The sequence below is a fragment of the Micromonospora auratinigra genome, assembly GCF_900089595.1.
Taxonomy (GTDB): domain Bacteria; phylum Actinomycetota; class Actinomycetes; order Mycobacteriales; family Micromonosporaceae; genus Micromonospora; species Micromonospora auratinigra.
On sequence record NZ_LT594323.1, the window covers coordinates 3,974,840 to 4,000,190 of the forward strand.

Genomic DNA, 25,351 nt, shown 5'->3' on the forward strand with positions numbered 1-25,351 from the left:
TCAGGCGGTGTGGTCGACGACCACCTTGCCGAAGACCTCGCCGGAGTGCAGCCGGGCGAACGCCTCCTCGATTCGGCTGAACGGCACCACCCGGTCGACCACCGGGCGTACCTCGTGCTCGGCGCAGAACGCGAGCAGCTCGGCGAGCTCCTGCGGGGTGCCCATCGAGGTGCCCAGGATCTCCAGCTGCATGGCGAAGACCCGGCGCAGGTTGACCTTGGGCTCGTGCCCGGCGGTGGCGCCGGAGACCACGATCCGGGCCATCGGCGCGGCGGACTTCAGCGAGTGGTCGAAGGTGGCCGCGCCGACCGTCTCGATCACCACGTCCACCCGCTCGGGCAGCCGGGCGCCGGGCTCCAGCGCGGTCGCGCCCAGCGCCGTGATCCGCTCCCGCTTGGCGGCGTCGCGGCTGGTCGCGTACACCCGCTTGCCGAGCGCGACGCCGAGCGCCACGGCGGCGGTGGCCACGCCCCCGCCGGCCCCCTGGACCAGCACCGACTCGCCCTCGTCGACCCGGCCCTTGGTGGTGAGCATCCGCCACGCGGTGAGCCAGGCCGTGGGCAGGCAGGCCGCGTCGGTGGCGGCGAGGCCGTCCGGCAGGGGCAGCAGGTTCATCCGGGGTACGGCCACCCGCTCGGCGAAGGTGCCGGGGAAGTGCTCGGAGAGGATGGAGACTCCGCGCGGGTCACCGGGGGTGGGCACCACCGGGTAGATGACCACCTGGTTGCCGTCCGGGTCGGTGCCGACCGCGTCGCAGCCGAGGATCATCGGGAGCTGGTCGGCGGCGAGGCCCACCCCGCGCAGCGACCAGAGGTCGTGGTGGTTGAGCGAGCTGGCCCGGACCTGCACGGTGACCCAGTCGTCCTGCGGGTGGGTCGGCTCGGGGCGGTCGCCGACGGTGAGCGCGGCGAGCGGGTTGTCGGCGTCGAAGGCCGAGGCGTAGGCGGCACGCATGATCGGCACGGTAACAAGCTGAGCGCCCGTTAAGAAGGGCCCTTCTGAGTGCAAAGCGCAACAAGAAGGGCCCTTCCTCGCGGTCAGCGGCGGGCGACGCCGTCCCGACGGGCGGCCTCGGCGACGGCCTCGGCCACCGCGGGGGCGACCCGCGGGTCCAGCGGGGAGGGCACGATCGCGTCGGCGGTCAGCGACTCGGCCACCACGTTGGCGATGGCGTCCGCGGCGGCCACCTTCATCCCGTCGGTGATCCGGGTGGCGCGGGCGTCCAGCGCACCCCGGAACACGCCCGGGAAGGCGAGCACGTTGTTGATCTGGTTGGGGTAGTCGCTGCGGCCGGTGGCGACCACCGCGACGTGCCGGGCGGCCACCTCGGGGTGGACCTCCGGGTTGGGGTTGGCCAGGGCGAAGACGATGCCACCCGACGCCATCCCGGCGATCGCCGCCTCGGGGATCTGGCCGCCGGAGACGCCGACCAGCACGTCCGCGCCGCGCAGCGCCTCGGTGATGTCCCCCGCGCGCCCCTCGGCGTTGGTGGTCTCGGCCAGGTGCGCCTTGGTCTCGGTCAGGTCGGGCCGGTGCCGGCCGATGATGCCCTGGGAGTCGCAGACCACCACCTGGTCGGGGTTGACTCCACCGGCGACGAGCATGTGAGTGACCGCGACGCCGGCCGCGCCGGCCCCGCTCACCGTCACCCGCAGGTCGCCGAGCTTGCGGTTGAGCAGGGTGGCCGCGTTGCGCAGCGCGGCCAGCACCACGATCGCGGTGCCGTGCTGGTCGTCGTGGAAGACCGGGATGGGCAGCGCCTCGTCCAGCCGGCGCTCCACCTCGAAGCAGCGAGGGGCGCTGATGTCCTCCAGGTTGATCCCGCCGAACGAGGGGGCGAGCGCCGTCACCGTCGCCACGATCTCGTCCACGTCCTGGGTGTCCAGGCAGATCGGTACCGCGTCCACTCCGGCGAACTGCTTGAACAGCACCGCCTTGCCCTCCATGACGGGCAGTGCCGCGCGCGGGCCGATGTTGCCGAGGCCGAGTACGGCCGAGCCGTCGGTGACCACCGCGACGGTGTGCGACACCCAGGTGTAGTCGTCGGCGAGGGCGGGGTCGGCGGCGATGGCCTCGCAGACCCGGGCGACCCCGGGGGTGTACGCGAGGGAGAGGTCCTCCCGGCTGGTCAGCGGGACGGTCGAGGTGACCGCCATCTTGCCGCCGACGTGCAGTCGGAAGACGGGATCAGCGGGGTCCGGGGTGGACGAAGGCATGGTGACTCCAGGATCTGTCGAACAGACGGACCGGCCGGCTCGGCGCGCGATGGGTCTGCGACCAGCGGGGCGGCGGTGCGGGGGGTCACCCGGGCACTTTCCGAGCATAGTCACGCACCGGTGACCAGGATGTGATCGGGGTCATATCCACCGCTACCCCTGTCCACCCCTGACCCGCCCTGGACGGGGCCAGTACCGGGCCACCACCCGACCCCGGACGTCGGCCACCCCGTACGCCCGGGAGTCGTCGGTGACCAGGTCGTTGTCGCCGCGTACCCACCAGCCGCCGTCCTGCGCGCGGACCGCGCGCTTGACCACCAGCAGCTCGGGGCGGCTGCGGAAGACGGCCAGCACCACGTCCCCCGGGCGGACCGGCCGGCCACCGACGCGGACCAGCAGCGCGTCGCCGTGCCGCAGCGTCGGCGCCATCGACGGGCCGTTGACCAGGACGGCCGCCAGTGGTCCGCGCAGGACGGGCGCGGTGGGCTCGTTCGCGGCACGCACCGGTGTTTCACCTCTCGCCCGCCGGGGAGCATGTCCAGGAGTAATGTCGTCTCTGATCATCGCAAACATCCCATGGAGGACCCTGATGCGCCTTCCCCGCATCCTCACGCCCCGTGTGACCGCCAGCGCCCACTGCGACCTTCCGTGCGGCGTGTACGACCCGGCGCAGGCCCGGATCGAGGCCGAGTCGGTCAAGGCGATCTGCGAGAAGTACCAGTCCAACACCGACCCGGAGTTCCGCACCCGGGCGATCCTGATCAAGGAGCAGCGGGCCGAGCTGGTCAAGCACCACCTCTGGGTGCTCTGGACCGACTACTTCAAGCCGGCGCACTTCGAGAAGTACCCGCACCTGCACCAGCTCTTCAACGAGGCCACCAAGCTGGCCGGCGCGGCCGGCGCCAAGGGCGGGACCGACCCGTCCAAGGCCGACGAGCTGCTCTCCAAGATCGACGAGATCTCGAAGATCTTCTGGGAGACCAAGCAGGCGTGAGCCTGCCCTCCCCGGCACCGACGATCCGGCCGGCACGTCCCGAGGACGTGCCGGCCGTCGTCGCGATGGTGCACGAGCTGGCCGCCTACGAACGCGCCCCCGAGCAGTGCCACCTCACCGAGGAGCAGCTCGACGCCGCCCTCTTCGGCCCCTCCCCCGCGCTGTACGGGCACGTCGCCGTGGACCCGGCCGGCACCCCGGTCGGGTTCGCCCTCTGGTTCCTCAACTTCTCCACCTGGGCCGGCGTGCACGGCATCTACCTGGAGGACCTGTACGTCCGGCCGGCGGCCCGGGGCACCGGCGCGGGCCGGGCGCTGCTCGCCACCCTCGCCGCGATCTGCGTCGAGCGCGGCTACCGGCGGCTGGACTGGTCGATGCTCGCCTGGAACCCGGCCGCCCGGTTCTACGCCGCCATCGGGGCGGGCCAGCTGGAGGAGTGGGTGTCGTACCGGCTGACCGGGCCGGCGCTGCACGACCTCGCGGCGCAGGCGACGGCCGCGCCCGCGCACCCGTCCGCCTGAGCGGGTAGAGTCCCGCACCGGGGGGATGAGGCGTGACTCAACTGACCGGCCAGCCGACCACCGACGACGACGTGGTGCACCTCACCGTGCCCGCCGACGGCGGTTACCTCGGCGTGCTGCGCACCGCCACGGCCGGGCTCGCGGCCCGGCTCCAGTTCGCCCTCGACGAGATCGAGGACCTGCGCATCGCGGTCGACGAGGCCTGCGCGATGCTGCTCGCCATCGCCACCCGCAACGCCGAGCTGGAGTGCCGGTTCGCGGTCACCGAGGACGCGCTCACCGTCGAGGTGACGGTGCCGACGGTCCGGGGCGCTTCGTTGCCCTCCGAGTCGTCCTTCGCCTGGAAGGTGCTGACCGCGTTGACCACCTCGGCGGCCGCCCGGGCCACCGACGGCCGGGCCACCATCTCGCTGCTCACCCGCCGCGCCTCCGGCTACTGACCCGCCTCCGGCGCGCCGAAGCCGAGGGCGCGGTTGGTCGGCGGGCTGACCAGCAGGGCGATCACGCCCACGCCGAGCAGCATCAGCAGCACCCCGATCGCCTTCAGGCCGCCCTGGAGCATGTACCAGCCGATCGGCAGCAGCATGAGCTGGAGCACGATGGCCGGCGCGCGGGCACCCGCCCGGCGGCGGGCCAGCCCACCACCGAGCGCCCAGAGCGCCGCCGCGCCGCCGATCGCGAACGCGGTCAGCAGCACCGCCGTGGCCAGGTCCACCCGGGGCGCGGTCAGGTCGGACCAGACCAGCCAGGCCGCGACCAGGCCGACCGCCACCGCCTCGGCGCGCAGCAGACCCACGGCCGCGCGGAGCGTGCCCGGCAGCGGGTCGGAGTCGATCGTCACGGGCGCCACGATACCCGTGGGTAGTCGCGGTACAGTGCCGCCCATGCGGGCCGTCCTGGTGGTCAATCCGAAGGCCACCACCACCAGCGAGCGCAGCCGGGACGTCCTGGTCCGGGCGTTGCGCAGCGAAGTCGACCTGTCGGTGCGGTACACCCGCCGGCGGGGCCATGCCACGGACCTCGCGCGGGAGGCCGCGGAGGAGGGCGTCGACCTGGTGGTGTCGCTGGGCGGCGACGGCACCGTCAACGAGGTGGTGAACGGCCTGATGACGGCCGAGCCGCCGACCTTCCGCACCGGGCCGACCCCGGCGGAGCGACTGCCGGCGCTGGCCACCGTGCCGGGCGGCTCGACGAACGTCTTCGCCCGGGCGCTCGGCCTGCCCCGGGAGTGGCCGGACGGGACCAGCATGATCCTGGAGGGGCTGCGGCTGGGTCGGTCGCGGACCATCGGGCTGGGCCGGGCGGACGACCGCTACTTCACCTTCTGCGCCGGGTTCGGTCTGGACGCGGCGGTGATCCGCCGGGTGGAGCAGGCCCGCAAGCGTGGCCGGGTCTCCACCCCCGCGCTCTACTTCCGGTCCACCGCGGCGCAGTACTTCCTGGGCGGCGGCCGGCGGCACCCCACCATCACGCTGGAACAGCCGGGCGAGACCGCGGAGGCCGAACTGGCCACGGTGATCATCCAGAACACGGCACCGTGGACGTACCTGGGCGACCGGGAGATCAACCCGAACCCGGAGGCCTCCTTCGACCTCGGGCTGGACGTCCTCGCGATGCGTCAGCTCAAGGTGGCGAGCACGACACGTACGGTGACCCAGTTCTTCTCCCGGGAGCCGGATCCGCACGGCAAGCAGGTGCTCCGGCTGCACGATCTGGCGGAGTTCACGCTGCTCTCGGCCCGTCCGCAGGCGTTCCAGCTGGACGGCGACTATCTCGGCGAGCGGGAGAAAGTCAGATTCACATCCGTTCCGGCCGCACTGAGAGTAATCTGCTAGGTCTCGGGTACTGCCGTCGGTTGACGCGGTGACCCACCGCACGCCATGCGGTGGCGCGCCACACCGAAGGGCAGGTGCCGGAAATGTCAGCAATGTCACGCAGACTCTACTATATTGATCCTCGACTGTGGTACGCCGGGTAACCAGAGCGCTCTGAAACCCGGACAAAAGGGTGGTGAGCCCGCTCACTGTTCGGAGTTTTTCCGAGCGTCACCCTTGACATCGCGACAGTTCGTGAAAGTATTCACAAGCGAACTTGTGTTACCGGGACATTGCCTGGATATGCTCGTCAGGTTGAGCTGTTCCGGCAGGTCCCGGAGCCCCGCAGCCTGCTCACGCAGCGCCGAATTGACGGATGCTGACCGTCACTGATCGGCAATGCGGATGCATATAGGAATAGCAACGAAGCGTTATCTGCCACCCATCCAGAATGAGGAGTGTTGCCGCCATGGACTGGCGCCACGATGCCGTCTGCCGCGACGAGGACCCGGAGCTGTTCTTCCCGATCGGGACGTCCGGTCCGGCCCTCTTGCAGGTGGAGCAGGCCAAGGCCGTCTGCCGGCGTTGCCCGGTGACCGACCACTGCCTGCAGTGGGCGCTGGAGTCCGGTCAGGACGCCGGCGTCTGGGGTGGGATGAGCGAGGAGGAGCGCCGCGCGGTCAAGCGCCGCGGCGGGCTCCGGGTGCTGCGCGCTCACTCCGCCTGATCGCACACAGCTGTCCGCCCCGGCCGGGTCACCGGTCGGGGCGTTCTGCTGTCCGCGACCCATCCCCCCGTCGTACCCGCCCGGCCCGCATCTTGATCATCTTCGGGCCCGCGACCCGCGTCACACCGCGCCGGACCACCGGGCCCGCGACCCGCGTCACACCGCGCCGGACCACCCGGCCGTCACCGCGTCGACCCGCCGCAGCACCAGGTCGACCAGCTCCGGCAGGTCGGTCAGCGGGGCGGTGACCGCCACCGCGCCGGCCCCGCCGGCCGCCGCCACCACGCCGTCGTGGAACAGGCCGGGCGCCAGGAAGTAGGCCGACACGGCGACCCGCCGGGCCCCGCCCGCCCGCAGCTTCGCCACCGCCACCCCGGCCGCCGGGGGCGCCGCCGAGGCGTACGACACCCGGCAGCGGATCCCCAGCTCGGCGGCGAGCGCCGCGGCCACCCGACCCACCGAGCCGCGCGCCCGGGCGTCCCGGGTGCCCGCCGCCGCCAGCACCAGGGCGTCGTACCCGCCCGGTTCCGCCTCGGCCAGCCGCCGGCGCAGCGCGGCCAGCAGTGCCGCGTCCACCACCCCGTCGGCCGGCCCCAGCACGTCGGTGACCCGCACCTCGATCGGTGCCGCCGCCACCGCCGCCGGGATGTCCACCTTCCGGTGGTACGCGGCGGTCAGCAGCAACGGCACCACCACCGCCCGGTCGTGCCCGGCGTCGACCAGCTGCCCCAGCACGGCAGCCGGCCCCGGCTCGGTGTGGTCCAGCCAGCTCGGCAGCACCGTCGTACCGGGCCGGGCGGCCGCCACGGCACGGGCCAGCGCCCGGGTCGCCTCGGCCGCCCGCACGTCCCGGCTGCCGTGCGCCACCAGCACCACCGGCGGGGCGGCGCTCAGGTGTGCAGGCCGCACTCGGTCTTCTCGAACATGGCCCACCGGCCGGCCCGTGGGTCCTCCCCCGCCTTCGTCCGGCGGGTGCAGGGCCAGCAGCCGATCGAGCCGTACCCGCGGGCGAACAGCTCGTTGACCGGGATGTCGTACCGGGCCACGTAGGCGTCCACGTCCCGCTGCGTCCAGGCGGCGATCGGGTTCACCTTGACCCGGCCACGGCGGGCGTCGAAGGCCACCACCGGCGTGTTGGCCCGGGTCGGCGACTCGTCCCGGCGCAGCCCGGCGGCCCAGGCGTCGTACCCGGTCAGCGCCCGCTCCAGCGGTTCCACCTTGCGCAGCTGGCAGCAGTCGTCCGGGGCGCGGTTGAACAGCCGGGGACCGTACTGGCCGTCCTGCTGGCCGACGGTCATCCGGGGCCGGATCGAGCGCACGGTGACCGGCAGCCGCCGGGCCACCTCGTCGCGTACCCGCAGCGTCTCCGGGAAGTGCAGCCCGGTGTCCAGGAACACCACGTCGACGCCGGGCGCGACCCGGGAGACCAGGTGTGCCAGCACGCCGTCGGCCATCGAGCTGGTCACGCAGAACCGGTCGCCGAAGGTCTCGGCGGCCCAGCGGGCGATCTCCAGCGCCGGCGCGCCCTCCAGCTCCCGGCCGGCCCGCTCGGCCAGCGCGCGCAGCTCCTCGGGATCCCGGCGGGCCGGATCGGTGGCGGTCGGGGCGGCCGGCCCGACCAGGTTCAGGTTCGCGGCGGAGACCAGGTTCACCGGGCCACCCCCCGGCTCAGCAGGCCGGTGAACTTCACGCTGAAGACCCGCGCGCAGGCGTGGCACTCCCAGGCGCCGTGCCCGGCCTCGCTCGGCCGCAGGTCCTCCTCGCCGCAGTACGGGCAGTACAGCGGCACGGAACGGGTTTCACTCATCGGAGTTCCTCCTCGTCGACCCGGACAACCCAGTTGGCGAACGTCTCGCCCTCGCTCCGGCCGGCCAGGTAGCGGCGGGCCAGTCGTTCCACGTACGCCGGCAGCTCGTCGGCGGTCGTCTTCAGGCCGCGCAGCTTGCGGCCGAACCCGGCGGTCTGCCCCTGGGCCATGCCGAGGCCGCCGCCGAGGTGCACCTGGAAGCCCTCCACCTGGTTGCCGTCCGGCCCCACCACCAGCTGGCCCTTCAGGCCGATGTCGGCCACCTGGGTCCGGGCGCAGGCGTTCGGGCAGCCGTTCAGGTGGATGGAGATGTCCGCGTCGAAGTCACGCAGCCGCTCCTCCAACCGGGCCACCAGTTCCTCGCCGCGCCGCTTGGTCTCCACGATGGCGAGCTTGCAGAACTCGATGCCGGTGCAGGCCATGGTGCCGCGCCGCCAGGCCGACGGCCGGGCCTCCAGACCGATCCCCCGCAGCTCCGCCACCAGCGAGTCGGTCCGCTCCGGCGCCACGTCCAGCACGAGCAGCTTCTGGTACGGGGTGAGCCGCACCCGGCCGCTGCCGTGCGCCTCCACCACGTCGGCCAGCCGGGTGAGCTGCGGGCCGGAGACCCGCCCCACCACCGGAGCGGCCCCGACGTAGTGCCGGCCGTCCCGCTGCTGGTGCACGCCGATGTGGTCCACCGGCCGCTCCGGCAGCTGCGGGGCCGGCCCGTCCAGCAGCGTCCGGCCCAGGTACTCCTTCTCCAGCACCTCGCGGAACTTCGCCACGCCCCAGTCGGCGACCAGGAACTTCAGCCGGGCCCGGTTGCGCAGCCGGCGGTAGCCGTAGTCGCGGAAGATGCCGACCACCCCCGCCCAGACGTCCGGCACCTCGGCCAGCGGCACCCAGACGCCGAGCCGCTTGGCCAGCATCGGGTTGGTGGAGAGGCCGCCGCCCACCCAGACGTCGAAGCCGGGCCCGTGCTCGGGGTGCTCGACGCCGAGGAAGGCGATGTCGTTCGCCTCGTACGGGGTGTCGACCAGCCAGGAGATCGAGGTCTTGAACTTGCGCGGCAGGTTGGAGTACGCCTTGTCGCCGACGTACCGACGGACGATCTCGTCGACGGCCGGGGTCGGGTCGACCAGCTCGTCGCGGGCCACCCCGGCGACCGGGCTGCCCAGCACCACCCGGGGGCAGTCACCGCACGCCTCGGTGGTCTGCAGGCCGACCTCCTCCAGCCGGCGCCAGATCTCCGGCATGTCCTCGACCCGGATCCAGTGGAACTGGATGTTCTGCCGGTCGGTGATGTCGGCGGTGTCCCGGGCGAACTCCCGGGAGATGTCCGCGATCACCCGGAGCTGGGCGAGGGTGAGCTCACCGCCGTCCACCCGGACCCGCAGCATGAAGAACTCGTCCTCCAGCTCGTGCGGCTCCAGCACGGCGGTCCGGCCGCCGTCGATGCCCGCCTTGCGCTGGGTGTAGAGACCCCACCAGCGGAACCGGCCGCGCAGGTCCTGCGGGTCGATGGAGGCGAAGCCCTGCCGGGCGTAGATGTTCTCGATCCGGGCCCGCACGTTCAGCGGGTCGTCGTCCTTCTTGATCCGCTCGTTCGGGTTGAGCGGCTCGCGGTGCCCGAGGGCCCACTGCCCCTCACCGCGGGGCCGGCGGGGGGCTCGGGCGGGCGGCGTGTCGGAGCGGGTGGTGGTGCTGCTGACCGCCATCGCGGCGTCCTCCGTTGTCTGCTGTGCCTGGGAGCGCGGACGCGGCGGCGGGCCCCTGGTGGAGGGCCGTGGACGGCAGTGTCGGAGACGGCCGGCGCGAGAGCGCGCCCGAGACGGATGGGTCGGGCGTCGTCAGTGGGCCGGACAGATCGCGCTGCGCACGCGGCCGTAGTCGACGTGGCGGCGGGCCACGAAGAGTCGGACGACAGCGGCGGTCATGGTTGCCATGCTCCCACATCGCGCAGGTGCCGACCAACGTGCGCGAAGTGTGATCCCACATCACGGGCGGGACCGGAGCGGCGGGGTCGGCCGCCACCCTCCGGGACGGTGGGCGAAGCGGCGGGGATGGACCTCCTCCACGAGCCGGCGCCTGCCGTGCGCCCTCCGCACCGGAGCGGCGGGTATCGGCGGACCGGCCCGGCGGGCGAGGTCGGTGTGTGACGCTGCGAAAGGTGAGCGAACCGTCGCATTCCGGGCTGCGGGCCGGCGGCCGGGACTGGCCCGTGTGGCTGCCGCCGGCCCTGCTCACGCTGGTGGCCACCCTGGCCGGGATCGGGCACGCCCAGCTCTGGCGGGACGAGCTGGCGACCTGGAGCGCCGCCACCCGTCCGGTGGGTGACCTGGTCCGCCTCGCCGGCACCATCGACGCCGCCACCGGCCCCTACTACCTGTTCGTGCACGGGTGGACGGCCGTCTTCGGCACCTCCCCGACCGCGCTGCGGCTGCCCTCCGCGCTGGCCGTGACCGCAGCGGCCGCGCTGACCGCCCGGCTCGGCGAGCGGCTGGCCGGCCCGCGCGCCGGGCTGCTCGCCGGCCTGCTGCTCGCCGTGGTTCCCAGCACCTCCCGGTACGGCCAGGAGGCCCGGCCGTACGCCCTCGCCACCCTCCTCGCGGTGCTCGCCACGCTGCTGCTGGTCGAGGCGCTGCGCCGGCCGTCGTGGCCGCGCTGGACCGGGTACGCCCTGACCGTAGCCGCGCTCGGGCTGACCCACCTGATCGCCCTGACCCTGCTCGCCGCCCACGGGCTGGTGGTGCTGCTCACCACCCGACGCGGCCCGATCCCGGTCGGTCTCGACGACCCGCCACCCTCTGCCGCGACGGGCAGCGGCCCGGCCCCGAGCCGCCGGGCTCTGCCCGACCCGGCGGAGCCCGACCCGACACCGCCCGACCCGGCACCGCCCGGACCGGTGCCGCCCGACGCGACGGGGCTGCACGCGGCACCTCACGATTCCGCACCGCCCGGCCCGCCAGCCGGGCGGGCCGGACGGTTGCCGGGGCGGTGGCTGGTCGCGTTGCTGCCGGCCGTGCTGCTGGTCACCCCGCTGGTGCTGGTCGCCCGGGGACAGCGCTCCCGGCAACTCGACTGGGTGGACCCGGCCCGGCTGCCCGACCTGGCCGCGCTGCCCGGCGGGGCGGCGCAGAGCGGGGTGGTCGGCGGGTTCCTGGTCGGACTCGCCGCGCTGGGGGCGGCCCGGCTCGGCCGTCGCGCGCTGCTGCCGGGCGCCTGCGTGCTGCTCCCGGTGCTGCTGCTCTTCGTCACCGCCACCCGGGTGCCGCTCTGGGTGAACCGCTACCTGGTCTTCACCGTCCCGTTCGCCTGCCTGCTGGCCGGTGCCGCCCTCGCGGCGGTACGCCTCGTGCCGGCGCTCGCCGTGCTGACCCTCGCCGGCCTGCTCGGCCTGCCCGACCAGACCGCGCTGCGCCGCACCCACGAGTGGCCCCGCAGCGCCCCGGTCGACTACGCGGGCGTGGCCCGGATCATCGCCGCCCACCGGCAACCGGGCGACGCGATCGTCTACTCACCCCGGGACAGTTGGCTCTTCCTCGACCTCGGCATGGCGTACCACCTGGGGTCGGACCGGCCGCGCGACGTGCTGCTGGCCCGCGACCAGCGGCAGCGCGCGGACCTCTGGGCGAGCGAGTGCGACCGGCCGGCGCAGTGCCTGGCCGGCGCGCGACGGGTGTGGCTGGTCGTGGCCGGCCGGCACGCCGACCCCCTGACGGCCGTGCCCGGCGCCAAGGGCACCGCCCTCCGCGCCACCTACACCGTCGACGAGACCTGGCCCCGCCCCGGCCTCACCCTCGCCCTCCTCACCCCCCGCTGACCCACCCGCGTCGCCCTCGCACCGCCGCGCTAATTCACGGAAAGAGGGCTCATGACGAGCCGGAAAGCCACTCTTTCCGTGAATTAGCGCGGAGGGAGGGGTGGAGGGAGGGGTGGCGGGGGTCAGGTGGGGGTGCGGGCGAGGGGGACGGTGAGGAGGGCCTCGGTGCCGCCGGTGGGGGCGTTGCGGAGTTCGATGGTGCCGCGCAGCTCGCCGGTGACCAGGGCCCGGACGATCTGCAGGCCGAGGTTGCCGCCCCGCTCGGCGTCGAACTGTTCGGGCAGGCCGCGCCCGTTGTCGGCGACGGAGACCTGGAGCTGCTTGCGGTGCCGCTGCGCGGAGACCACCACCTCGGGGCGCTGGCCGTCGCCGACCGGCCCGGCGCCCTCGTCCCCGGCGGCCGGGAAGCCGTGCTCGACGGCGTTGAGCAGCAGCTCGTTGAGGACCATCACCAGCGAGGTGGCGATCTCGGCGGGCAGTACGCCGAAGCTGCCCCGCCGGCGCATGCCGACGCTCACCTCGGTGGCCGCGACCTCGGTGGCCGCGCTGGCCACCCGGTCCACGATGCCGTCGAACTCGACCGCCTCGTCGCTGGACATCGAGAGGGTCTCGTGGACCAGGGCGATGGAGGCGACCCGGCGTACCGACTCCTCCAGGGCGACCCGGGCCTCGGGCATGGACACCCGGCGGGCCTGGAGGCGCAGCAGCGCGGCGACGGTCTGCAGGTTGTTCTTCACCCGGTGGTGGATCTCCCGGATCGTGGCGTCCTTGGTGATCAGGGCGCGGTCCCGGCGGCGTACCTCGGTGATGTCGCGGACCAGCACCAGCGCGCCGATCGGCACGCCGGCCGGCATCAGCGGCAGCGCCCGGGTCAGCATGGTGGCGCCCCGGGCGTCGATCTCCCGCCGGGGCGGGGCGTCGCCGCGCAGCGCGGCCAGCACCGCGTTCGCCGCGTCGGTGCCCTCCAGCGGATCGGTCGCCAGCCGGCGGTGCAGCTTCGCCAGGTCCTCGCCCACCAGGTGGGAGGCGTAGCCCAACCGGCGGTACGCGGACTGCGCGTTCGGGCTGGCGTAGGTGACCTTGCCGTTGGCGTCGAGCCGGACCAGGCCGTCGCCGACCCGGGGCGCGGAGGTGGTCTCGCCCGGGTGCCGGGGCGGCGGGAAGGTGCCGTCGGCGATCATCTGGGCCAGGTCGTCGGCGGTGGTCAGGTAGTTCAGTTCGAGCTGGCTGGGCGTCCGGGCGGTGGAGAGGTTGGTGTCCCGGCCGACCACGGCGATCACCTCGCCGGCCTCCCCGTCGGCGGTGCGCAGCCGGACCGGGATCGCCTCGTGCCGGGCCGGCACGTCGCCGTACCAGACCGGGTCGCCCTCCCGCCAGATCCGGCCCTGCCGGTGGGCGACCTCCAGGTGCGCCACCTCGGGCCCGCCGACGATCCGGCCGACCTGGTCGTCCAGGTACGCGGTCGGCGCGGTCGTCGGGCGGACCTGGGCCACACAGAGGAAGGTGCCTTCGCCGTCCACCGGCACCCAGAGCAGCAGGTCGGCGAAGGACAGGTCGGACAGGAGCTGCCAGTCGCCGGCGATCCGGTGCAGGTGGTCGATGTCGGCCGGGCGGAGCTGGGTGTGCTCCTCGGCGAGGTCACGGAGCGTGGACACGCCCCACAGCGTGCCACGCCGGACCTCACATCGTCGCCGTGACCTTCTTCAACCCGCGCGGGGCGTCCGGGTCCTCGCCGCGGGCCAGGGCCAGCGCCAGGGCGAGCCGCTGCAACGGCAGGATGTCGAGCAGCGGGGCGTACCGCTCGTCGACCTCGGGGACGGCCATCCGGGCGCTCGCCTCGACCTCGGCGGAGCCGACCACCACCACGTCGGCACGGCGCTCGCCGAGCCGGGGCAGCACCTCACGCATGGACCGGCCGCCGGGGCCGTCGCCGACCACGGCCAGCACCGGCACGTCCGGGTCGGTCATCGCGAGCGGGCCGTGCAGCAGGTCGGCGCCGGAGAAGGCGAGCGCCGGCAGGTACGAGGTCTCCATCAGCTTCAGCGCCGCCTCCCGGGCGGTCGGGTACGCGTACCCGCGGCCGGTGGTGACGAGCTGGGCGGCGAAGCGGTAGCGCGGGGCGAGCCGGGCCGGAGTGTCGTCGGCGAGGGTGCGGGCGGCCAGCTCGGGCAGCCGGGCGAGGGCGTCGCGCTCCTCGGCGGGGAGCACTCCGTCGCCGGCGCGTACCCCCTCGACGAGCATGAGCAGCGCGAGCAGCTCGGCGGTGTACGTCTTGGTGGCGGCTACGGCCCGCTCGTGCCCGGCGGCGATGTCGACGCTCAGCTCGGCGGTGGCGACCAGCGACGAGTCGGGGTTGTTGGTGACCGCGAGGGTGAGCGCGCCGGATTCCCGGGCGACCCGCAGCACCTCGGTCAGGTCGGGTGAGCCGCCGCTCTGGCTGACCCCGACGACGAGCGCGTCGGAGAGGTCGGGGCGGGCGCCGTAGACGGTGACCGCGCTGGGCGAGGCGAGGCCGGCGGGCAGGCCGAGCCGGATCTCGGTCAGGTACGCCGCGTAGAGGGCCGCGTGGTCGGAGGTGCCCCGGGCGGTGAACACCACGTGTCGGGGGCGACGCTCGGCGATCACCGCCGCCACCCGGGCGATCGCCCCGGCGTGCTCGGCGGAGAGCAGCCGCTCGTAACCGGCCGGCTGCTCGTCGATGTCGGCGGCCATGCCGGCCCCTGGACGCGTCACTGCGTACCCCCTTCTGCGCGGTTCCCGCGCGTTCGGTGCTCAGTCTTGCATCATTCGGCCGTGATGAGCAATCGAACGAGCAGTAGTGCGCAGTTGATCACCATCCGGATCCGTGATCCCCTAGGCTTGCCCGGCCGACCGCTTGCCCCGGCCGACCGACGATCACCGGAGAGAGGACGACGTGCCCGAGGACGACCCCACCCTCTCCGCGACCGAGGAGCTGGCGCTGGCACGGCTCGCGCTGGAGGAGGGGGACCTGGCGCACGCCGCCGGCCACGTCGCCGCCGCGCTGGTCCAGGAACCGACGCTGCCCGAGGTGCACGAGACGCTCGCCCGCGTGCACGCCGCCAGCGGCGGCGACCTCGAACTCTTCCCGCTCGGCCACCACGCGTACGTGGGCGCGGTGGTGGCCCGGGCCCACCTGCTCGCCGCCGCCGGCCGCCCCGCCGAAGGGCTCGACCTGCTCGCCGCCGCCAGCGGCTACGCACCCGGCACCGACTGGGCCGGCGTGCCCTGGGTGACCGCCCCCGAGCTGCCCGAACGGCTCGACCCCGAGCGCACCGCCCGGATCCTGATGCAGATCTGCGCGGCCGTCCCCGACCCGGTCCCCCGCCGGCTGCGCGAGCCGCTGCGGCCCTACCTCACGCTGGCCCGCAACGCGGTCACCGTGCACCCCGGCCACCCGCTGCTGCTCGGCGCGGCGTCCGCGCTGGCCCGGCGCCTCGGCGAGGTCACCCTCGCCGTCACCTGGGCGTCCCGGGGGGTACGCGCACAGCCCACCAAGCTCGGTGAGGTGTGGCTCGGGTACGCGTACCGCAGCGCCGGCCGGACCCGCGACGCGCTCGCCGCGCTCGGTCGGGCCGTCGCGCTGGACCCCGACGACCTGGCCGTCTACGCCGACATCGCCGGCACGCTGGCCGACAACGGCCGGCTCGACGAGGCCCTCGACTGGATCGACCGGGCGCTCGCCCGGGACCCCACCTTCGACTGCGCGGTGCACACCGCGCACCGGCTGCGCTTCCAGCGCGACGGGGACGTCGCCCACCTGGTGGCGCTGGCCGACTTCGTCCGGGACCACCCCGACGACAGCCATGAGCACCACGACCTCGCCGAGTGCTGCCGCAGCCGGCCCTGGCTGGGTCAGGTGACCCCGGCCGGTGGCCCGGTGCTGGACGCGCTGCGCGAGGCCCTCGGCGGCGCGGCCACGCCGGTCGCCGTACGCCTGGAGGCGCTCGAACCGCCCAGCGCCATGCGCACCGCCGCGGCGGCCGTGCCGGGGCTGGCCGTCGAGGTGGCCGAGGTGGCCGACCCCGACCCGCGCGAACCCCGGCGGGCCACCACCTGCCAGCTCTGGCGCTACGACGGCACCACCGCCGCGCCCACCCTGCCCACCCCCTCGGCCGAGGCGGCGCAGCGGATCCGGCAGCTCGCCCACCCGGCCTGGCCCCACCCGCCGGCCGCGTACGACGCCGCGGTGGGACTGGCCACCCTGGAGCTGCCCGACCTGCTCGGCCTGCTGGTGCACCCGCCCGAGGCCCCGCCCACCGCGCTGGGGCGGGTGCTCGGCGGCCAGGACCCGTCGCTCTGGGTCCGCTGCGTGCAGGTCTGGGCCTGCCTCGGCCTGCTGCACCACCGCACCGACGAGCCGTGGGACGGCTCCACCCGCCGCCGGGTGCTGCTGGAACTCGTCTGGGGGGTGGAGGACTGGACCACCGAGGCAGCCCTGTTCGCCCTGGTCACCGCCGCCTGGGTCGACCCCTCCGTACGCCCCGACGTGGCCCGGGTGGTGGCCGAGCGGCTGGCCGACGTGGCGGCCGTGGCCCGCGAGCGCCGGGTGCCGATCGCGGTCTCCCTGGCCCACCTGGCGCTGGCCACCCCCGACCTCGACCCGCAGACCCGAGCCCTCGCCGACACCCTGATCGCCACCCCCACGACCACTCGCCCCCCGGGCCCCCTCCGCCGCCTCTGGCACCGCCTCCGCACCCTCCTCCCCACCCCCCTACGTGCGCGCTGATTCACGGAAAGAGGCGTTCTGCGGGCCGCCACAGCCACTCTTTCCGTGAATCAGCGCGCCGGGAAAGGGGGCGGCCACGCCCCGAAGGAGGGGGCGTGGCCGCGAGGGTGGGAGAGCGGGTGGGTCAGGCGACCGGGGCCTTGCCGAGGGCGACTTCCGCCTCGTCCTCCGGGGTGGCGGTGGGCGCGGGCTCGTTGGCCGTGCGGAGCGGGACCTCCTTGATGAACCAGGCGAGCACCGGCACCGCGGCGGTGAAGAAGACCGCCCAGAGGAAGACGTGGGAGATGCCGTCGGCCAGCGCACCGAGGACGACCTGGCGCATCGGCCCGGTCAGGTCCTTGAGCTTCTCCAGGTCCATGCCGCGGCCCTCGCCGCCGCCACCGCTGAACGCGGCTCCGGCGGCCGAGTCGGCGAGCCGGTTGGCGAAGATCGCGCCGAAGAGCGAGATGCCGAACGAGCCGCCGATGGACCGGAAGAAGGTGGCCGCGCCGCTCGCCGCGCCGAGGTCCTTCTGCTCCACGCTGTTCTGCGCGATCAGCATCGAGGTCTGCATGAGGAAGCCCATGCCGACGCCGAGGACGATCATGTAGAGCGAGGACTCGGTCTTGCTGGTGTCGACGTCCAGCCGGGCGAGCAGGCCCAGGCCGACGGTCATCACCACGCCACCGATGATCGGGAAGGCCCGGTAGCGGCCGGTCTTCGTGATGGCCCGGCCGACCACCAGCGAGACCACCAGCATGCCGAACATCAGCGGGAGCAGCAGCAGGCCGCTGTTGGTGGCCGAGGCGCCCTGCACGGTCTGCTGGAACATCGGCAGGAAGTTCATCGCGCCGAACATGGCGAAGCCGAGCAGGAAGCCGATCACCGAGATCAGGGCGAAGTTGCGGTTGGCGAAGAGCCCGAGGGGCAGGATCGGCTCGGCGGCCCGCCGCTCCACGAACCCGAAGGCCACCAGGGCGACCAGGGCGAGCGCGGCCAGGCCGAGGATCTGCGGCGACACCCAGTCGTACTCGTTGCCGCCCCAGGTGGTGATCAGCACGATCGCGGTGATCCCGATCGAGAGCAACCCGGCGCCCAGCCAGTCGATCTTGTGCTCGGTCCGGTACTTCGGCAGGTGCATGGTGGTGGCCAGGACCAGCAGGGCCAGGCCGCCGAGCGGCAGGTTGACGTAGAACGCCCAGCGCCAGGAGAGGTGGTCGGTGATGAAGCCGCCGACCAGCGGGCCGGCGACCATGGCGATGGCCATGATGCCTGCGATCATTCCCTGGTAGCGACCCCGCTCGCGGGGCGGCACCAGGTCACCGATGATCGCCATCACGCCGACCATCAGGCCGCCCGCGCCGAGACCCTGGACGGCCCGGAACGCGATCAGCTCGATCATGCCGTCCTCGACCCCGCCGAAGACGCTGGAGCCGGACATGCCGCAGAGCGCGGAGCCGACCAGGAAGACCACCACCGAGGTGAGGAAGACCGCCTTGCGCCCGTAGAGGTCGCCGAGCTTGCCCCAGATCGGGGTGGAGACGGTGGTGCCCAGGACGTACGCCGTGACCACCCAGGTGAAGTGGTCGACGCCGCCGAACTCGCCGACGATCCGCGGCAGCGCGGTACTGACGATCATGTTGTCGAGCATCGCGAGCATCATCGCGATCATCAGGCCGAACAGGACGACCCGGACGTTGGGTCGCACTGCCGCCTCGGCTTGTTGAGTCATGGGTAAGCTCCCCCGAAGATCTGTGACCGACTTACTTGCCGCCCGGCTAGTTACCTTACTAGCCGCACGGTAAGTTGGACAGCAGAAGCCGGTCAAGCGAGATAGGTGGTGCGAGTGAGGGAGAGCACAGGCGGCACGCGGGAACGCATCCAGGCCGTCGCGCTGGAGCTCTTCACCGAGCAGGGGTACGAGAAGACCTCGCTCCGGGAGATCGCCGAGCGGCTCGGGGTGACCAAGGCCGCCCTCTACTACCACTTCAAGAGCAAGGACGAGATCGTCAACAGCTTCGTCGAGGACCGGCTGCGCCGGATGGACGAGCTGATCGAGTGGGCCGGCACCCAGCCCGGCACCCTGGCCACCCGGCGCGCCCTGATCAGCCGGTACGCCGACGCCATGTTCGCCGGCGAGCTGCCCTCCGTGATGCGCTTCTTCGAGCAGAACCAGACGGTGCTGAAGAGCCTGAGCGCCGGCATGCAGATGCGCGACCGGATGATGCGGCTGGCCAACGAGCTGTGCCGGGGCGACGAGTCACCCGAGGCCCAGCTCCGCGCCGCGCTCACCCTCTTCGCCGTGCACAGCAGCTGGTTCGCGATCCGCGCCCCGCACATCACCGACGACGAGCGCAAGAAGATCGCCCTGGACGTCGCCGACGAACTGCTCGCGAAGATCGCCGACGCGGGCTGACCGGTCGGGCGTCAGCTCGACGCCGGTCGACCAGCCGTGGGTGGGCTCGACGCCGGCCGGCCCCGGCGGCGGGTCACCGCGACGCGGGCAGCTCCAGCCGCAGGCCGAGCAGGTCCACGCCGGGCACCGGGGTCCAGTCCTTTCCGGGCACCCGGACGAAGCCGAGCCGTTCGTAGAGCCGGTGCGCGGACGCGGCCATCCCGGCGCGTACGCAGATCACCAGGGCCGAGCAGCCCAGCTCGGCGGCGCGCGCCACGCAGGCGCGGACCAGGGCCGCCCCGGCGCCGCGCCCCTGCGCGGCCGGGTCCACCGCGAGCATCCGGAACTCGGCCTCGCCGGGCCCGCAGAGATCGGCGTACGGGCTGCCGGCCAGCACCAGCGTCACCGCGCCCAGCACCGCGCCGTCGGCCCCGTCCACCGCGACCAGCACCTCGCCGGCCCCGGCCCGAGCGGCCACGTCGGCCAGCGTGACGGCGTAGCCGGGCTCGTCCTTGAGCTGGCCGTCCGCCTCGTAGGCCGCCACGGTCAGCCGGGCGACGGCCGGAAAGTCCGCCGGTTCCGCCCGGCGGACGACCGGGCCGGTCAACCGATCACGGCGATCAGGTCGCCGTCCTGCACCACGTCGCCCTCGTTGACGGCGATCTGCTCGACCACACCGTCGGACTCGGCGATCACCGGGATCTCCATCTTCATCGACTCCAGGATCACCAGGGTGTCCCCTTCGGACACGGTGTCCCCGGCCGACGCGACGACCTTCCAGACGTTCGCCACCATCTCGGCGCGGATCTCCTCGGCCATCTTTGGCCCTCCCTCTCCACCGGTGTGCCTGCGAACGGTATCCAATCATGGCGCGGGTCACGTCCGAACCCCTGTCTTCGCCCCCGGCGGGCCCCGGCGCAGGGCACCGGCACTAGCATCAGCGGGTCGGTCCCCGCACCGCGGACGGACCGGTACGCGACCTCCGCCGCGCTCGCCGCGGCCGGACCGTGACCAGCACAAGGAGGCAGAGCATGGCGAAGAAGGCCCGGAAGAAGAAGGCCCGGAAGAAGAGCGGCGCGAACCACGGCAAGCGCCCCAACTCCTGATCGGCGGCGGGCGTACCCGCCGAGGACGATCAACGGCGTGCCGCCGTTCGGCACGGACACCGGTGGCCCGGGGCAACACGCCCCGGGCCACCGCCGTGTCCCGGCCTCCCCGCGCCGGTCGGCGCCTTCCGTCGATCGGCGCGACCCGCGCACCGACCGACCTGCGGATCACGGACAGACGTCGATGGCCCGGGTCCGCGCGGGGACCCGGGCCATCGGCGTCGTGCAGTGTGTCGCGGTCGCTCAGTCGGCGAGTTCGCGGGACTCGGTGGTCTCGAAGACCACCAGCTCGGTCAGGCGCAGGCGCAGCCGCTCGCGCAGCTTCTCCGGCGCGGTCTCGTTGCCGCAGCAGCGGGCGACCAGCGCCTTCACCTCCTGCTCGATGCCGTACTCCTGCAGGCAGGGCCCGCACTCCTCCAAGTGGTGCCGGATCAGGGTGCGACGCTCCTCACCGCATTCCAGGTCGAGGTAGAGATAGACCTCGGCGAGCACCTCGCGGCAGTCCGTCTCGTGCGGCTCTCCACAGCTCATCTGGTCACACCTCCCGGCCGGCGGCGGCGGTCGAACCCTTCGACGGCGCGGAGCTGAAGCCCCGCTCCGCCGCGTACTGCTCGAGCAGCTTGCGCAGGTTCCGCCGGCCGCGGTGCAGCCGGGACATCACGGTGCCGATCGGCGTACCCATGATGTCGGCGACCTCCTTGTAGGAGAAGCCCTCGACGTCGGTCAGGTAGACCGCCAGGCGGAACTCCTCCGGCAGTTGCTGGAGGGCCTCCTTGACGTCGCTGTCCGGCAGCCGGTCCAGCGCCTCGGTCTCGGCCGAGCGCAACCCGCTGGAGGTGTGCGACTCGGCCTCGGCGAGCTGCCAGTCGGTGATCTCGTCGGTGGGCGCCTGGATCGGCTGCCGCTGCCGCTTGCGGTAGGAGTTGATGTAGGTGTTGGTCAGGATCCGGTAGAGCCAGGCCTTCAGGTTCGTGCCCTGCTCGAACTGGTGGAAGGCCGCGTACGCCTTCAGGTACGTCTCCTGGACCAGGTCCTCGGCATCCGCCGGGTTGCGCGTCATGCGCAGCCCGGCAGCGTAGAGCTGATCGACGAAGGGCATCGCGTCCCGCTCGAAGCGGGCCCTGCGCTCGTCCGTCTTCTCGGTGGTCAACCGCACATCCCCTCGCGTCGGATGCTTTCTCGCCGAGGATACGCGTACCCAGCTGACGGCAGATTCACTTCCGGACTGTGTGCCGGTGCTCACGCCCGACGCCGCCGCGGGCCACTCCGGCGCGTCGAGCAACTCCCTGAGCTGCCGCGCGTCCCGTTCGTCCCGTTCCCGGCTCCGTGTCTCGGTCGGCACCGGTCACCCCCCTCGGCTGGAAAAGTCGTCCGGGGGTAGTAACGCGCGCCGTGGGCCGGGGCATTCCACCCCCGGCCCCGTTCCTGGCCCCGGCCTCGGCCGCGACCGACGCTGGGACCAGGAAGGGCCTGGGAGGACGGTCCCGGACGCCCGAACCGGGCGGCCGGCACCATCCGATGCAACGACCCGCCGCCGCCGACGGTCACGCCCATTTCGTCCCGGCCGTGGGCGCAGGGGCGGCGTCAGGCGGCCGTCCAGCCCCGGGCGTGCAGCCAGTCGCGCACCACGGCGGCGGTGCCGGCCGGGTCGGACCGCAGGTCGTGCCGCTCGCCGGGGCGGACCACCACCTCGACGCCGGGGGCCACCTCGGGCACCCCGAACGGGTCCCGGTCGCCGTTCACCACCAGGGTCGGCAGGCCGGTCCGCAGCTCACCGGCGCGGGAGCGCTCCGGCCGGCCGGGCGGGTGCAGCGGGAACGCGAGCGCGACGATGCCCGCCGCGCCGACCGCGCCGGCGGTGCGGCAGGCCACCCGGGCCCCGCTGGACCGGCCACCGACCACCCAGTGGCGGGCCTGCGGGTGCGCCTCCCGCAGCACGGCCAGCACGGCCGTCCACGCCTCGTCGAGGTGCCCGGCGGGGGCGGGCGCGCGCCGCCCGGCGACCCGGTACGGCTGGGTCACCCGGGCCACCGCCACCCCGGCCGGCAGCACCGCGTCCCGGACGGCGAGCAGGTCCGGGGCGTCCACGTCCCCGCCCGCGCCGTGCCCGAGGACGAGCAGGGTGGCGTACCCGGCGGCGGGCAGGTCGGTGTCGACCCGGGCCGGGCCGCGCGGGGTGCTGATCTCCTCGGTGTGGCGCACCGACCCATTCTGTGCCGGGTCCGGTCGCCGACGCCGACCAGGGCGGAAAGGGTGTCGCCCGCGCGGCGGAACCAGTGCCGGGTCCGTCGCGGCGGCGCCGAACAAGGTGGAAAAGGCGTCGCCCGCGCCCCGGAACGGGACGCGGGCGACGGCTCGGAGCTCAGCTCGACGGAACCAGGGTCAGCAGCCGGTCGCGGACCGGCGGCCCGGCGTCGTCGAGGGCGTCCGGATCCGGTTGCACCTCGCTGCGCCAGGCGACGAGCATGGCCCGCCGCTCGCGCGGCGTGGTGCCGCCCCAGACGCCGTGGCAGTCGCCCACCTCCAACGCCCAGGCCAGACAGGACCCTTGGACGTCACAGCTGCGGCAGAGCGCGACGGCCGCGTCGGCCGGTTCGTTGGGCGCCGGAAAGAACGTCTCCGGATCCACACTCTGACAGGTTCCTCTGGTCCGCCACGCATCGTCGTGGCGTCGCTCGCGCAAGGCCCGCAGCAGTCGCGGGTCTCGTCGTGCGGCGGCCACCTCGTGCGGGCGGGGCATGCGTGCCCGTGTCAATACACCCACCTCCCCCGTGGGACCGGCTCTGATCACGAAGATCGATGGGTGTCATCCGCCCCGTGCGAACAGACGCCCAACGCCGGCGCTGTGTTGTATCGCATTTGCGGACACGGGGACAAGGGTCTGCCGCAAACATGGCTGAACGGCCGGGCGACTATTCAGGCGCAACCCCGGCAAATCAGCACCCGACAATGTGCTGTCGCGATCAGAACAATGTCATGTCCGAGCCGGCCTCCCGTTGCGTCGTTGTCACCCGGGCGGTGAGTTCCGGACCGTCGTTGCGGACGTCGCCGACGGCCGGGGAGACCGGGCGGATCTCCAGCCCGGCGAGCCACTCCGTCGGCGGCGGCACGAGCAGCGCGGCCGGTGCGGCCGCCGCGTCCAGCCACGACGCCCACCGCTCCCGGGGCAGCAGCAGCGGCATCCGGTCGTGCACCTCGGCCAGCTCCCCCACCGCCGCCGTGGTCAGCACGCTGAAGGTGAGCAGGGCGGTGTCGCCGGACTCCCACGCCGACCAGATGCCGGCGAGGGCGAGCACCGAGCCGTCCCGCGGGGTCATGAAGTAGGGCTGCCGCCGCCCACCCGGCTCGCGGACCCACTCGTACCAGCCGTCGGCCGGGACCAGGCAGCGCCGGCGGGCGAAGGACGGGGCGTACGCCCGGCTGGTGGCCACGGTCTCGGCCCGCGCGTTGATCATGCGGGCCGCCCCGGCCGGGCTGCGCGACCAGTGCGGCACCAGCCCCCACCGCCCGACGGCGAGCGCCCGGTGCCCCTCGGTCGACAACCGGACGAACGGCACCGGATCGGTCGGGGCGACGTTGAAGTCCGGACCGACCCCGCCGTCGGTCTCGTCGGACGACTCGAACAGCGCGCTCAGGTCACCGGCGCTCCGGCTCGTCGCGTACCTACCGCACATGGCGCTCACGCTAACCCGCCGCCCGCGCTCCGGCTGTCCCGCCAACCGGGAGCAGCGCCGACGGGCGGTTCCACCGGCCGCACGAATTGGCACAATGTGACCGTGGGGAATCAGACCGCGACGCGTCCGCCGCAATCCTGGACCGCGCCGACCGCGACCGACCCGGTGGCCACCACGCTGCGCCTGCCGGGGTCCAAGTCGATGACCGCCCGGGCCCTGGTGCTCAGCGCGCTCGCCGGCGGGCCGTCGACCCTCGACCGGCCGCTGCGGGCCCGCGACACCGAGCTGATGGCCGGCGCGCTGCGCGAGCTGGGCGCGCACGTGTCGACCGCCGACGAGGAGCGCTGGCTGGTCCGGCCGTACCAGCTCACCGGCCCCGCCCACATCGACGTCGGCCTGGCCGGCACGGTGATGCGCTTCCTGCCCCCGGTCGCCGGGCTGGCCGAGGGGCGGGTCGACTTCGACGGCGACCCGGAGGCCCGGATTCGCCCGCTCGGCCCGCTGATCGGGGCGCTGCGCTCCCTCGGGGTCCGGATCGACACGCCGGCCACCGGCAGCCTGCCGCTGGCGGTCCTCGGCGCCGGCCGGGTCACCGGCGGCGAGGTGGTGATCGACGCCTCCGCCTCCAGCCAGCTCGTCTCCGGGCTGCTGCTCGCCGCGCCGCGCTTCGACCGCGGGGTGGTGGTCCGGCACGAGGGGCCACCGGTCCCGTCCGCCCCGCACCTGCGGATGACCGTGCAGATGCTGCGGGCCGCCGGGGCCGCGGTCGACGACACCGTCCCCGACGTCTGGACGGTCGAGCCCGGGCCGCTCACCGGGCGCGGCTGGGAGATCGAGCCGGACCTCTCCGGGGCGGCACCGTTCTTCGCCGCCGCCCTGGTCACCGGCGGTGAGGTCACCCTCCAGGGCTGGCCGCGCAGCAGCATGCAGCCGGTCGAGCAGCTGCGCGCGCTGCTGCACCGGATGGGCGGCGAGGTGACCCTCGGCACCGACGGCCTGACCGTGCGCGGCACCGGCACGGTGCACGGGCTGGACGCCGACCTCTCCGACGTGGGCGAGCTGACCCCGGTGCTGACCGCGCTGGCGATGCTGGCCGACTCGCCGTCCCGGTTCACCGGGGTCGGGCACATCCGGGGGCACGAGACCGACCGGATCACCGCGCTGGCGAAGGAGTTCGCCGCGCTCGGCGCCGACGTCGTCGAGTCGCCCGACGGGCTGGAGATCCGCCCCCGGCCGCTGCGCGGCGGGACCTTCCGGACGTACGCCGACCACCGGATGGCGCACGCGGCGGCGGTGGCCGGGCTGGCCGTGCCCGGCATCGAGGTGGACGACGTGGCGTGCACCTCGAAGACCATGCCGGAGTTCCCGGCACTATGGTCGAGGATGGTGACCGGTAAGAACTGAGCGACGGGGGGACGTCCTGGCGACCAGGCGGCGGGAGTACGACGAGGACGACGTACGGGTGCGGCCCGGCAAGTCGTCGCGACCGCGTACGCGTACCCGGCCCCGGCACGAGGACGCCGTCGACGGGTTCGTGATCGCCGTCGACCGGGGCCGGTACACCTG

The 25,351-nt window shown here is 73.8% G+C and carries 28 protein-coding genes; 10 read left to right on the top strand and 18 right to left on the bottom strand.

What is annotated here, in order from left to right:
• From GA0070611_RS17645 to GA0070611_RS17655, 3 genes are all read right to left on the bottom strand, one after another.
• Positions 1-963, bottom strand: a complete 963-nt coding sequence (locus GA0070611_RS17645) for a zinc-binding dehydrogenase (protein WP_167604440.1) — start codon at positions 961-963, stop codon at positions 1-3.
• 74 nt (positions 964-1,037) lie between these two features.
• A complete protein-coding gene (locus tag GA0070611_RS17650; RefSeq protein WP_091665614.1) occupies positions 1,038-2,216 on the bottom strand; it encodes an NAD(P)-dependent malic enzyme in 1,179 nt (392 codons plus the stop codon).
• 153 nt (positions 2,217-2,369) lie between these two features.
• Positions 2,370-2,720 carry a S26 family signal peptidase gene (locus tag GA0070611_RS17655; RefSeq protein ID WP_269456314.1) on the bottom strand — a complete coding sequence of 117 codons (351 nt, stop codon included), beginning with the start codon at positions 2,718-2,720 and terminating at the stop codon, positions 2,370-2,372.
• A gap of 85 nt (positions 2,721-2,805) precedes the next feature.
• Here GA0070611_RS17655 and sodN point away from each other — a divergent pair, with 85 nt between their 5' ends.
• From sodN to GA0070611_RS17670, 3 genes are all read left to right on the top strand, one after another.
• Positions 2,806-3,210, top strand: coding sequence for a superoxide dismutase, Ni (gene sodN / locus GA0070611_RS17660; RefSeq protein WP_091665619.1), 405 nt, complete (start codon positions 2,806-2,808; stop codon positions 3,208-3,210).
• A 65-nt stretch (positions 3,211-3,275) separates the two neighbouring features.
• The gene (locus tag GA0070611_RS17665) at positions 3,276-3,731 is read left to right on the top strand and encodes a GNAT family N-acetyltransferase (protein ID WP_091673086.1); all 456 of its coding nucleotides are present in this window, start codon (positions 3,276-3,278) and stop codon (positions 3,729-3,731) included.
• A 32-nt stretch (positions 3,732-3,763) separates the two neighbouring features.
• Positions 3,764-4,171, top strand: coding sequence for an ATP-binding protein (locus tag GA0070611_RS17670; protein ID WP_091665621.1), 408 nt, complete (start codon positions 3,764-3,766; stop codon positions 4,169-4,171).
• Here the strand turns inward: GA0070611_RS17670 and GA0070611_RS17675 are convergent.
• Positions 4,165-4,572 carry a hypothetical protein gene (locus GA0070611_RS17675; RefSeq protein ID WP_091665624.1) on the bottom strand — a complete coding sequence of 136 codons (408 nt, stop codon included), beginning with the start codon at positions 4,570-4,572 and terminating at the stop codon, positions 4,165-4,167. The two genes, GA0070611_RS17670 and GA0070611_RS17675, sit on opposite strands and share 7 nt — an antisense overlap.
• 43 nt (positions 4,573-4,615) lie before the next feature.
• On the opposite strand from GA0070611_RS17675, the gene GA0070611_RS17680 reads away from it, so the two are divergent.
• The gene (locus GA0070611_RS17680; RefSeq protein ID WP_091665626.1) at positions 4,616-5,566 is read left to right on the top strand and encodes a diacylglycerol/lipid kinase family protein; all 951 of its coding nucleotides are present in this window, start codon (positions 4,616-4,618) and stop codon (positions 5,564-5,566) included.
• 448 nt (positions 5,567-6,014) lie between these two features.
• The gene (locus GA0070611_RS17685) at positions 6,015-6,272 is read left to right on the top strand and encodes a WhiB family transcriptional regulator (RefSeq protein WP_088975879.1); all 258 of its coding nucleotides are present in this window, start codon (positions 6,015-6,017) and stop codon (positions 6,270-6,272) included.
• Between the two features lie 156 nt (positions 6,273-6,428).
• Here GA0070611_RS17685 and GA0070611_RS17690 read toward each other — a convergent pair whose 3' ends face one another.
• The 4 genes from GA0070611_RS17690 to GA0070611_RS17700 are packed head-to-tail and all read right to left on the bottom strand — an operon-like array spanning position 6,429 to position 9,779.
• Positions 6,429-7,181 (bottom strand): sirohydrochlorin chelatase, encoded by a 753-nt coding sequence (locus GA0070611_RS17690; protein WP_091665628.1) that lies wholly within the window; start codon positions 7,179-7,181, stop codon positions 6,429-6,431.
• Positions 7,163-7,924 carry a phosphoadenylyl-sulfate reductase gene (locus tag GA0070611_RS17695; protein WP_091665631.1) on the bottom strand — a complete coding sequence of 254 codons (762 nt, stop codon included), beginning with the start codon at positions 7,922-7,924 and terminating at the stop codon, positions 7,163-7,165. Before GA0070611_RS17695 ends, GA0070611_RS17690 begins: the two co-directional genes overlap by 19 nt.
• Complete coding sequence (locus tag GA0070611_RS31340) at positions 7,921-8,079, bottom strand: hypothetical protein (protein ID WP_167604441.1); 159 nt, start codon at positions 8,077-8,079, stop codon at positions 7,921-7,923. Before GA0070611_RS31340 ends, GA0070611_RS17695 begins: the two co-directional genes overlap by 4 nt.
• Positions 8,076-9,779: a nitrite/sulfite reductase gene (locus tag GA0070611_RS17700; protein ID WP_091665633.1), complete on the bottom strand. Its 1,704-nt coding sequence runs from the start codon at positions 9,777-9,779 to the stop codon at positions 8,076-8,078. Before GA0070611_RS17700 ends, GA0070611_RS31340 begins: the two co-directional genes overlap by 4 nt.
• Before the next feature lie 452 nt (positions 9,780-10,231).
• Here GA0070611_RS17700 and GA0070611_RS17705 point away from each other — a divergent pair, with 452 nt between their 5' ends.
• Positions 10,232-11,884: a glycosyltransferase family 39 protein gene (locus GA0070611_RS17705; RefSeq protein ID WP_231921156.1), complete on the top strand. Its 1,653-nt coding sequence runs from the start codon at positions 10,232-10,234 to the stop codon at positions 11,882-11,884.
• Between the two features lie 122 nt (positions 11,885-12,006).
• On the opposite strand, the gene GA0070611_RS17710 is transcribed toward GA0070611_RS17705, so the two are convergent.
• Both GA0070611_RS17710 and GA0070611_RS17715 read right to left on the bottom strand, forming a co-directional pair.
• Positions 12,007-13,539, bottom strand: coding sequence for a sensor histidine kinase (locus tag GA0070611_RS17710; RefSeq protein WP_091665634.1), 1,533 nt, complete (start codon positions 13,537-13,539; stop codon positions 12,007-12,009).
• 25 nt (positions 13,540-13,564) lie between these two features.
• Positions 13,565-14,596, bottom strand: a complete 1,032-nt coding sequence (locus GA0070611_RS17715; RefSeq protein ID WP_091665637.1) for an SIS domain-containing protein — start codon at positions 14,594-14,596, stop codon at positions 13,565-13,567.
• Between the two features lie 202 nt (positions 14,597-14,798).
• Here GA0070611_RS17715 and GA0070611_RS17720 point away from each other — a divergent pair, with 202 nt between their 5' ends.
• Positions 14,799-16,631, top strand: a complete 1,833-nt coding sequence (locus GA0070611_RS17720; protein WP_091665639.1) for a tetratricopeptide repeat protein — start codon at positions 14,799-14,801, stop codon at positions 16,629-16,631.
• Positions 16,632-16,755: 124 nt separating this feature from the next.
• Here GA0070611_RS17720 and GA0070611_RS17725 read toward each other — a convergent pair whose 3' ends face one another.
• Positions 16,756-18,342, bottom strand: a complete 1,587-nt coding sequence (locus tag GA0070611_RS17725; RefSeq protein WP_091665642.1) for an MDR family MFS transporter — start codon at positions 18,340-18,342, stop codon at positions 16,756-16,758.
• A gap of 108 nt (positions 18,343-18,450) precedes the next feature.
• Here GA0070611_RS17725 and GA0070611_RS17730 point away from each other — a divergent pair, with 108 nt between their 5' ends.
• The gene (locus GA0070611_RS17730; RefSeq protein ID WP_197675730.1) at positions 18,451-19,026 is read left to right on the top strand and encodes a TetR/AcrR family transcriptional regulator; all 576 of its coding nucleotides are present in this window, start codon (positions 18,451-18,453) and stop codon (positions 19,024-19,026) included.
• Positions 19,027-19,099: 73 nt separating this feature from the next.
• On the opposite strand, the gene GA0070611_RS17735 is transcribed toward GA0070611_RS17730, so the two are convergent.
• Both GA0070611_RS17735 and GA0070611_RS17740 read right to left on the bottom strand, forming a co-directional pair.
• A complete protein-coding gene (locus tag GA0070611_RS17735) occupies positions 19,100-19,612 on the bottom strand; it encodes a GNAT family N-acetyltransferase (protein ID WP_091665646.1) in 513 nt (170 codons plus the stop codon).
• Positions 19,609-19,824, bottom strand: coding sequence for a biotin/lipoyl-binding carrier protein (locus GA0070611_RS17740; protein WP_091665649.1), 216 nt, complete (start codon positions 19,822-19,824; stop codon positions 19,609-19,611). The genes GA0070611_RS17735 and GA0070611_RS17740 overlap by 4 nt, the downstream gene beginning before the upstream one ends.
• 212 nt (positions 19,825-20,036) lie before the next feature.
• On the opposite strand from GA0070611_RS17740, the gene GA0070611_RS32515 reads away from it, so the two are divergent.
• Positions 20,037-20,111 carry a 50S ribosomal protein bL37 gene (locus GA0070611_RS32515; protein ID WP_369700219.1) on the top strand — a complete coding sequence of 25 codons (75 nt, stop codon included), beginning with the start codon at positions 20,037-20,039 and terminating at the stop codon, positions 20,109-20,111.
• A gap of 243 nt (positions 20,112-20,354) precedes the next feature.
• Here GA0070611_RS32515 and rsrA read toward each other — a convergent pair whose 3' ends face one another.
• From rsrA to GA0070611_RS17765, 5 genes are all read right to left on the bottom strand, one after another.
• A complete protein-coding gene (rsrA, locus tag GA0070611_RS17745; RefSeq protein WP_091665652.1) occupies positions 20,355-20,642 on the bottom strand; it encodes a mycothiol system anti-sigma-R factor in 288 nt (95 codons plus the stop codon).
• A gap of 4 nt (positions 20,643-20,646) precedes the next feature.
• Complete coding sequence (locus tag GA0070611_RS17750) at positions 20,647-21,453, bottom strand: sigma-70 family RNA polymerase sigma factor (RefSeq protein ID WP_091665655.1); 807 nt, start codon at positions 21,451-21,453, stop codon at positions 20,647-20,649.
• Positions 21,454-21,695: 242 nt separating this feature from the next.
• Complete coding sequence (locus GA0070611_RS17755; protein WP_091665657.1) at positions 21,696-22,313, bottom strand: alpha/beta hydrolase family protein; 618 nt, start codon at positions 22,311-22,313, stop codon at positions 21,696-21,698.
• A 160-nt stretch (positions 22,314-22,473) separates the two neighbouring features.
• Positions 22,474-22,866: a WhiB family transcriptional regulator gene (locus tag GA0070611_RS17760; RefSeq protein WP_091673095.1), complete on the bottom strand. Its 393-nt coding sequence runs from the start codon at positions 22,864-22,866 to the stop codon at positions 22,474-22,476.
• Between the two features lie 208 nt (positions 22,867-23,074).
• Entirely contained in the window at positions 23,075-23,785 is a 711-nt protein-coding gene (locus tag GA0070611_RS17765; protein WP_091665659.1) for an SOS response-associated peptidase, read from the bottom strand.
• A gap of 102 nt (positions 23,786-23,887) precedes the next feature.
• Here GA0070611_RS17765 and aroA point away from each other — a divergent pair, with 102 nt between their 5' ends.
• Positions 23,888-25,189: a 3-phosphoshikimate 1-carboxyvinyltransferase gene (aroA, locus tag GA0070611_RS17770; RefSeq protein WP_091673100.1), complete on the top strand. Its 1,302-nt coding sequence runs from the start codon at positions 23,888-23,890 to the stop codon at positions 25,187-25,189.
• Positions 25,190-25,351: the final 162 nt, after the last annotated feature.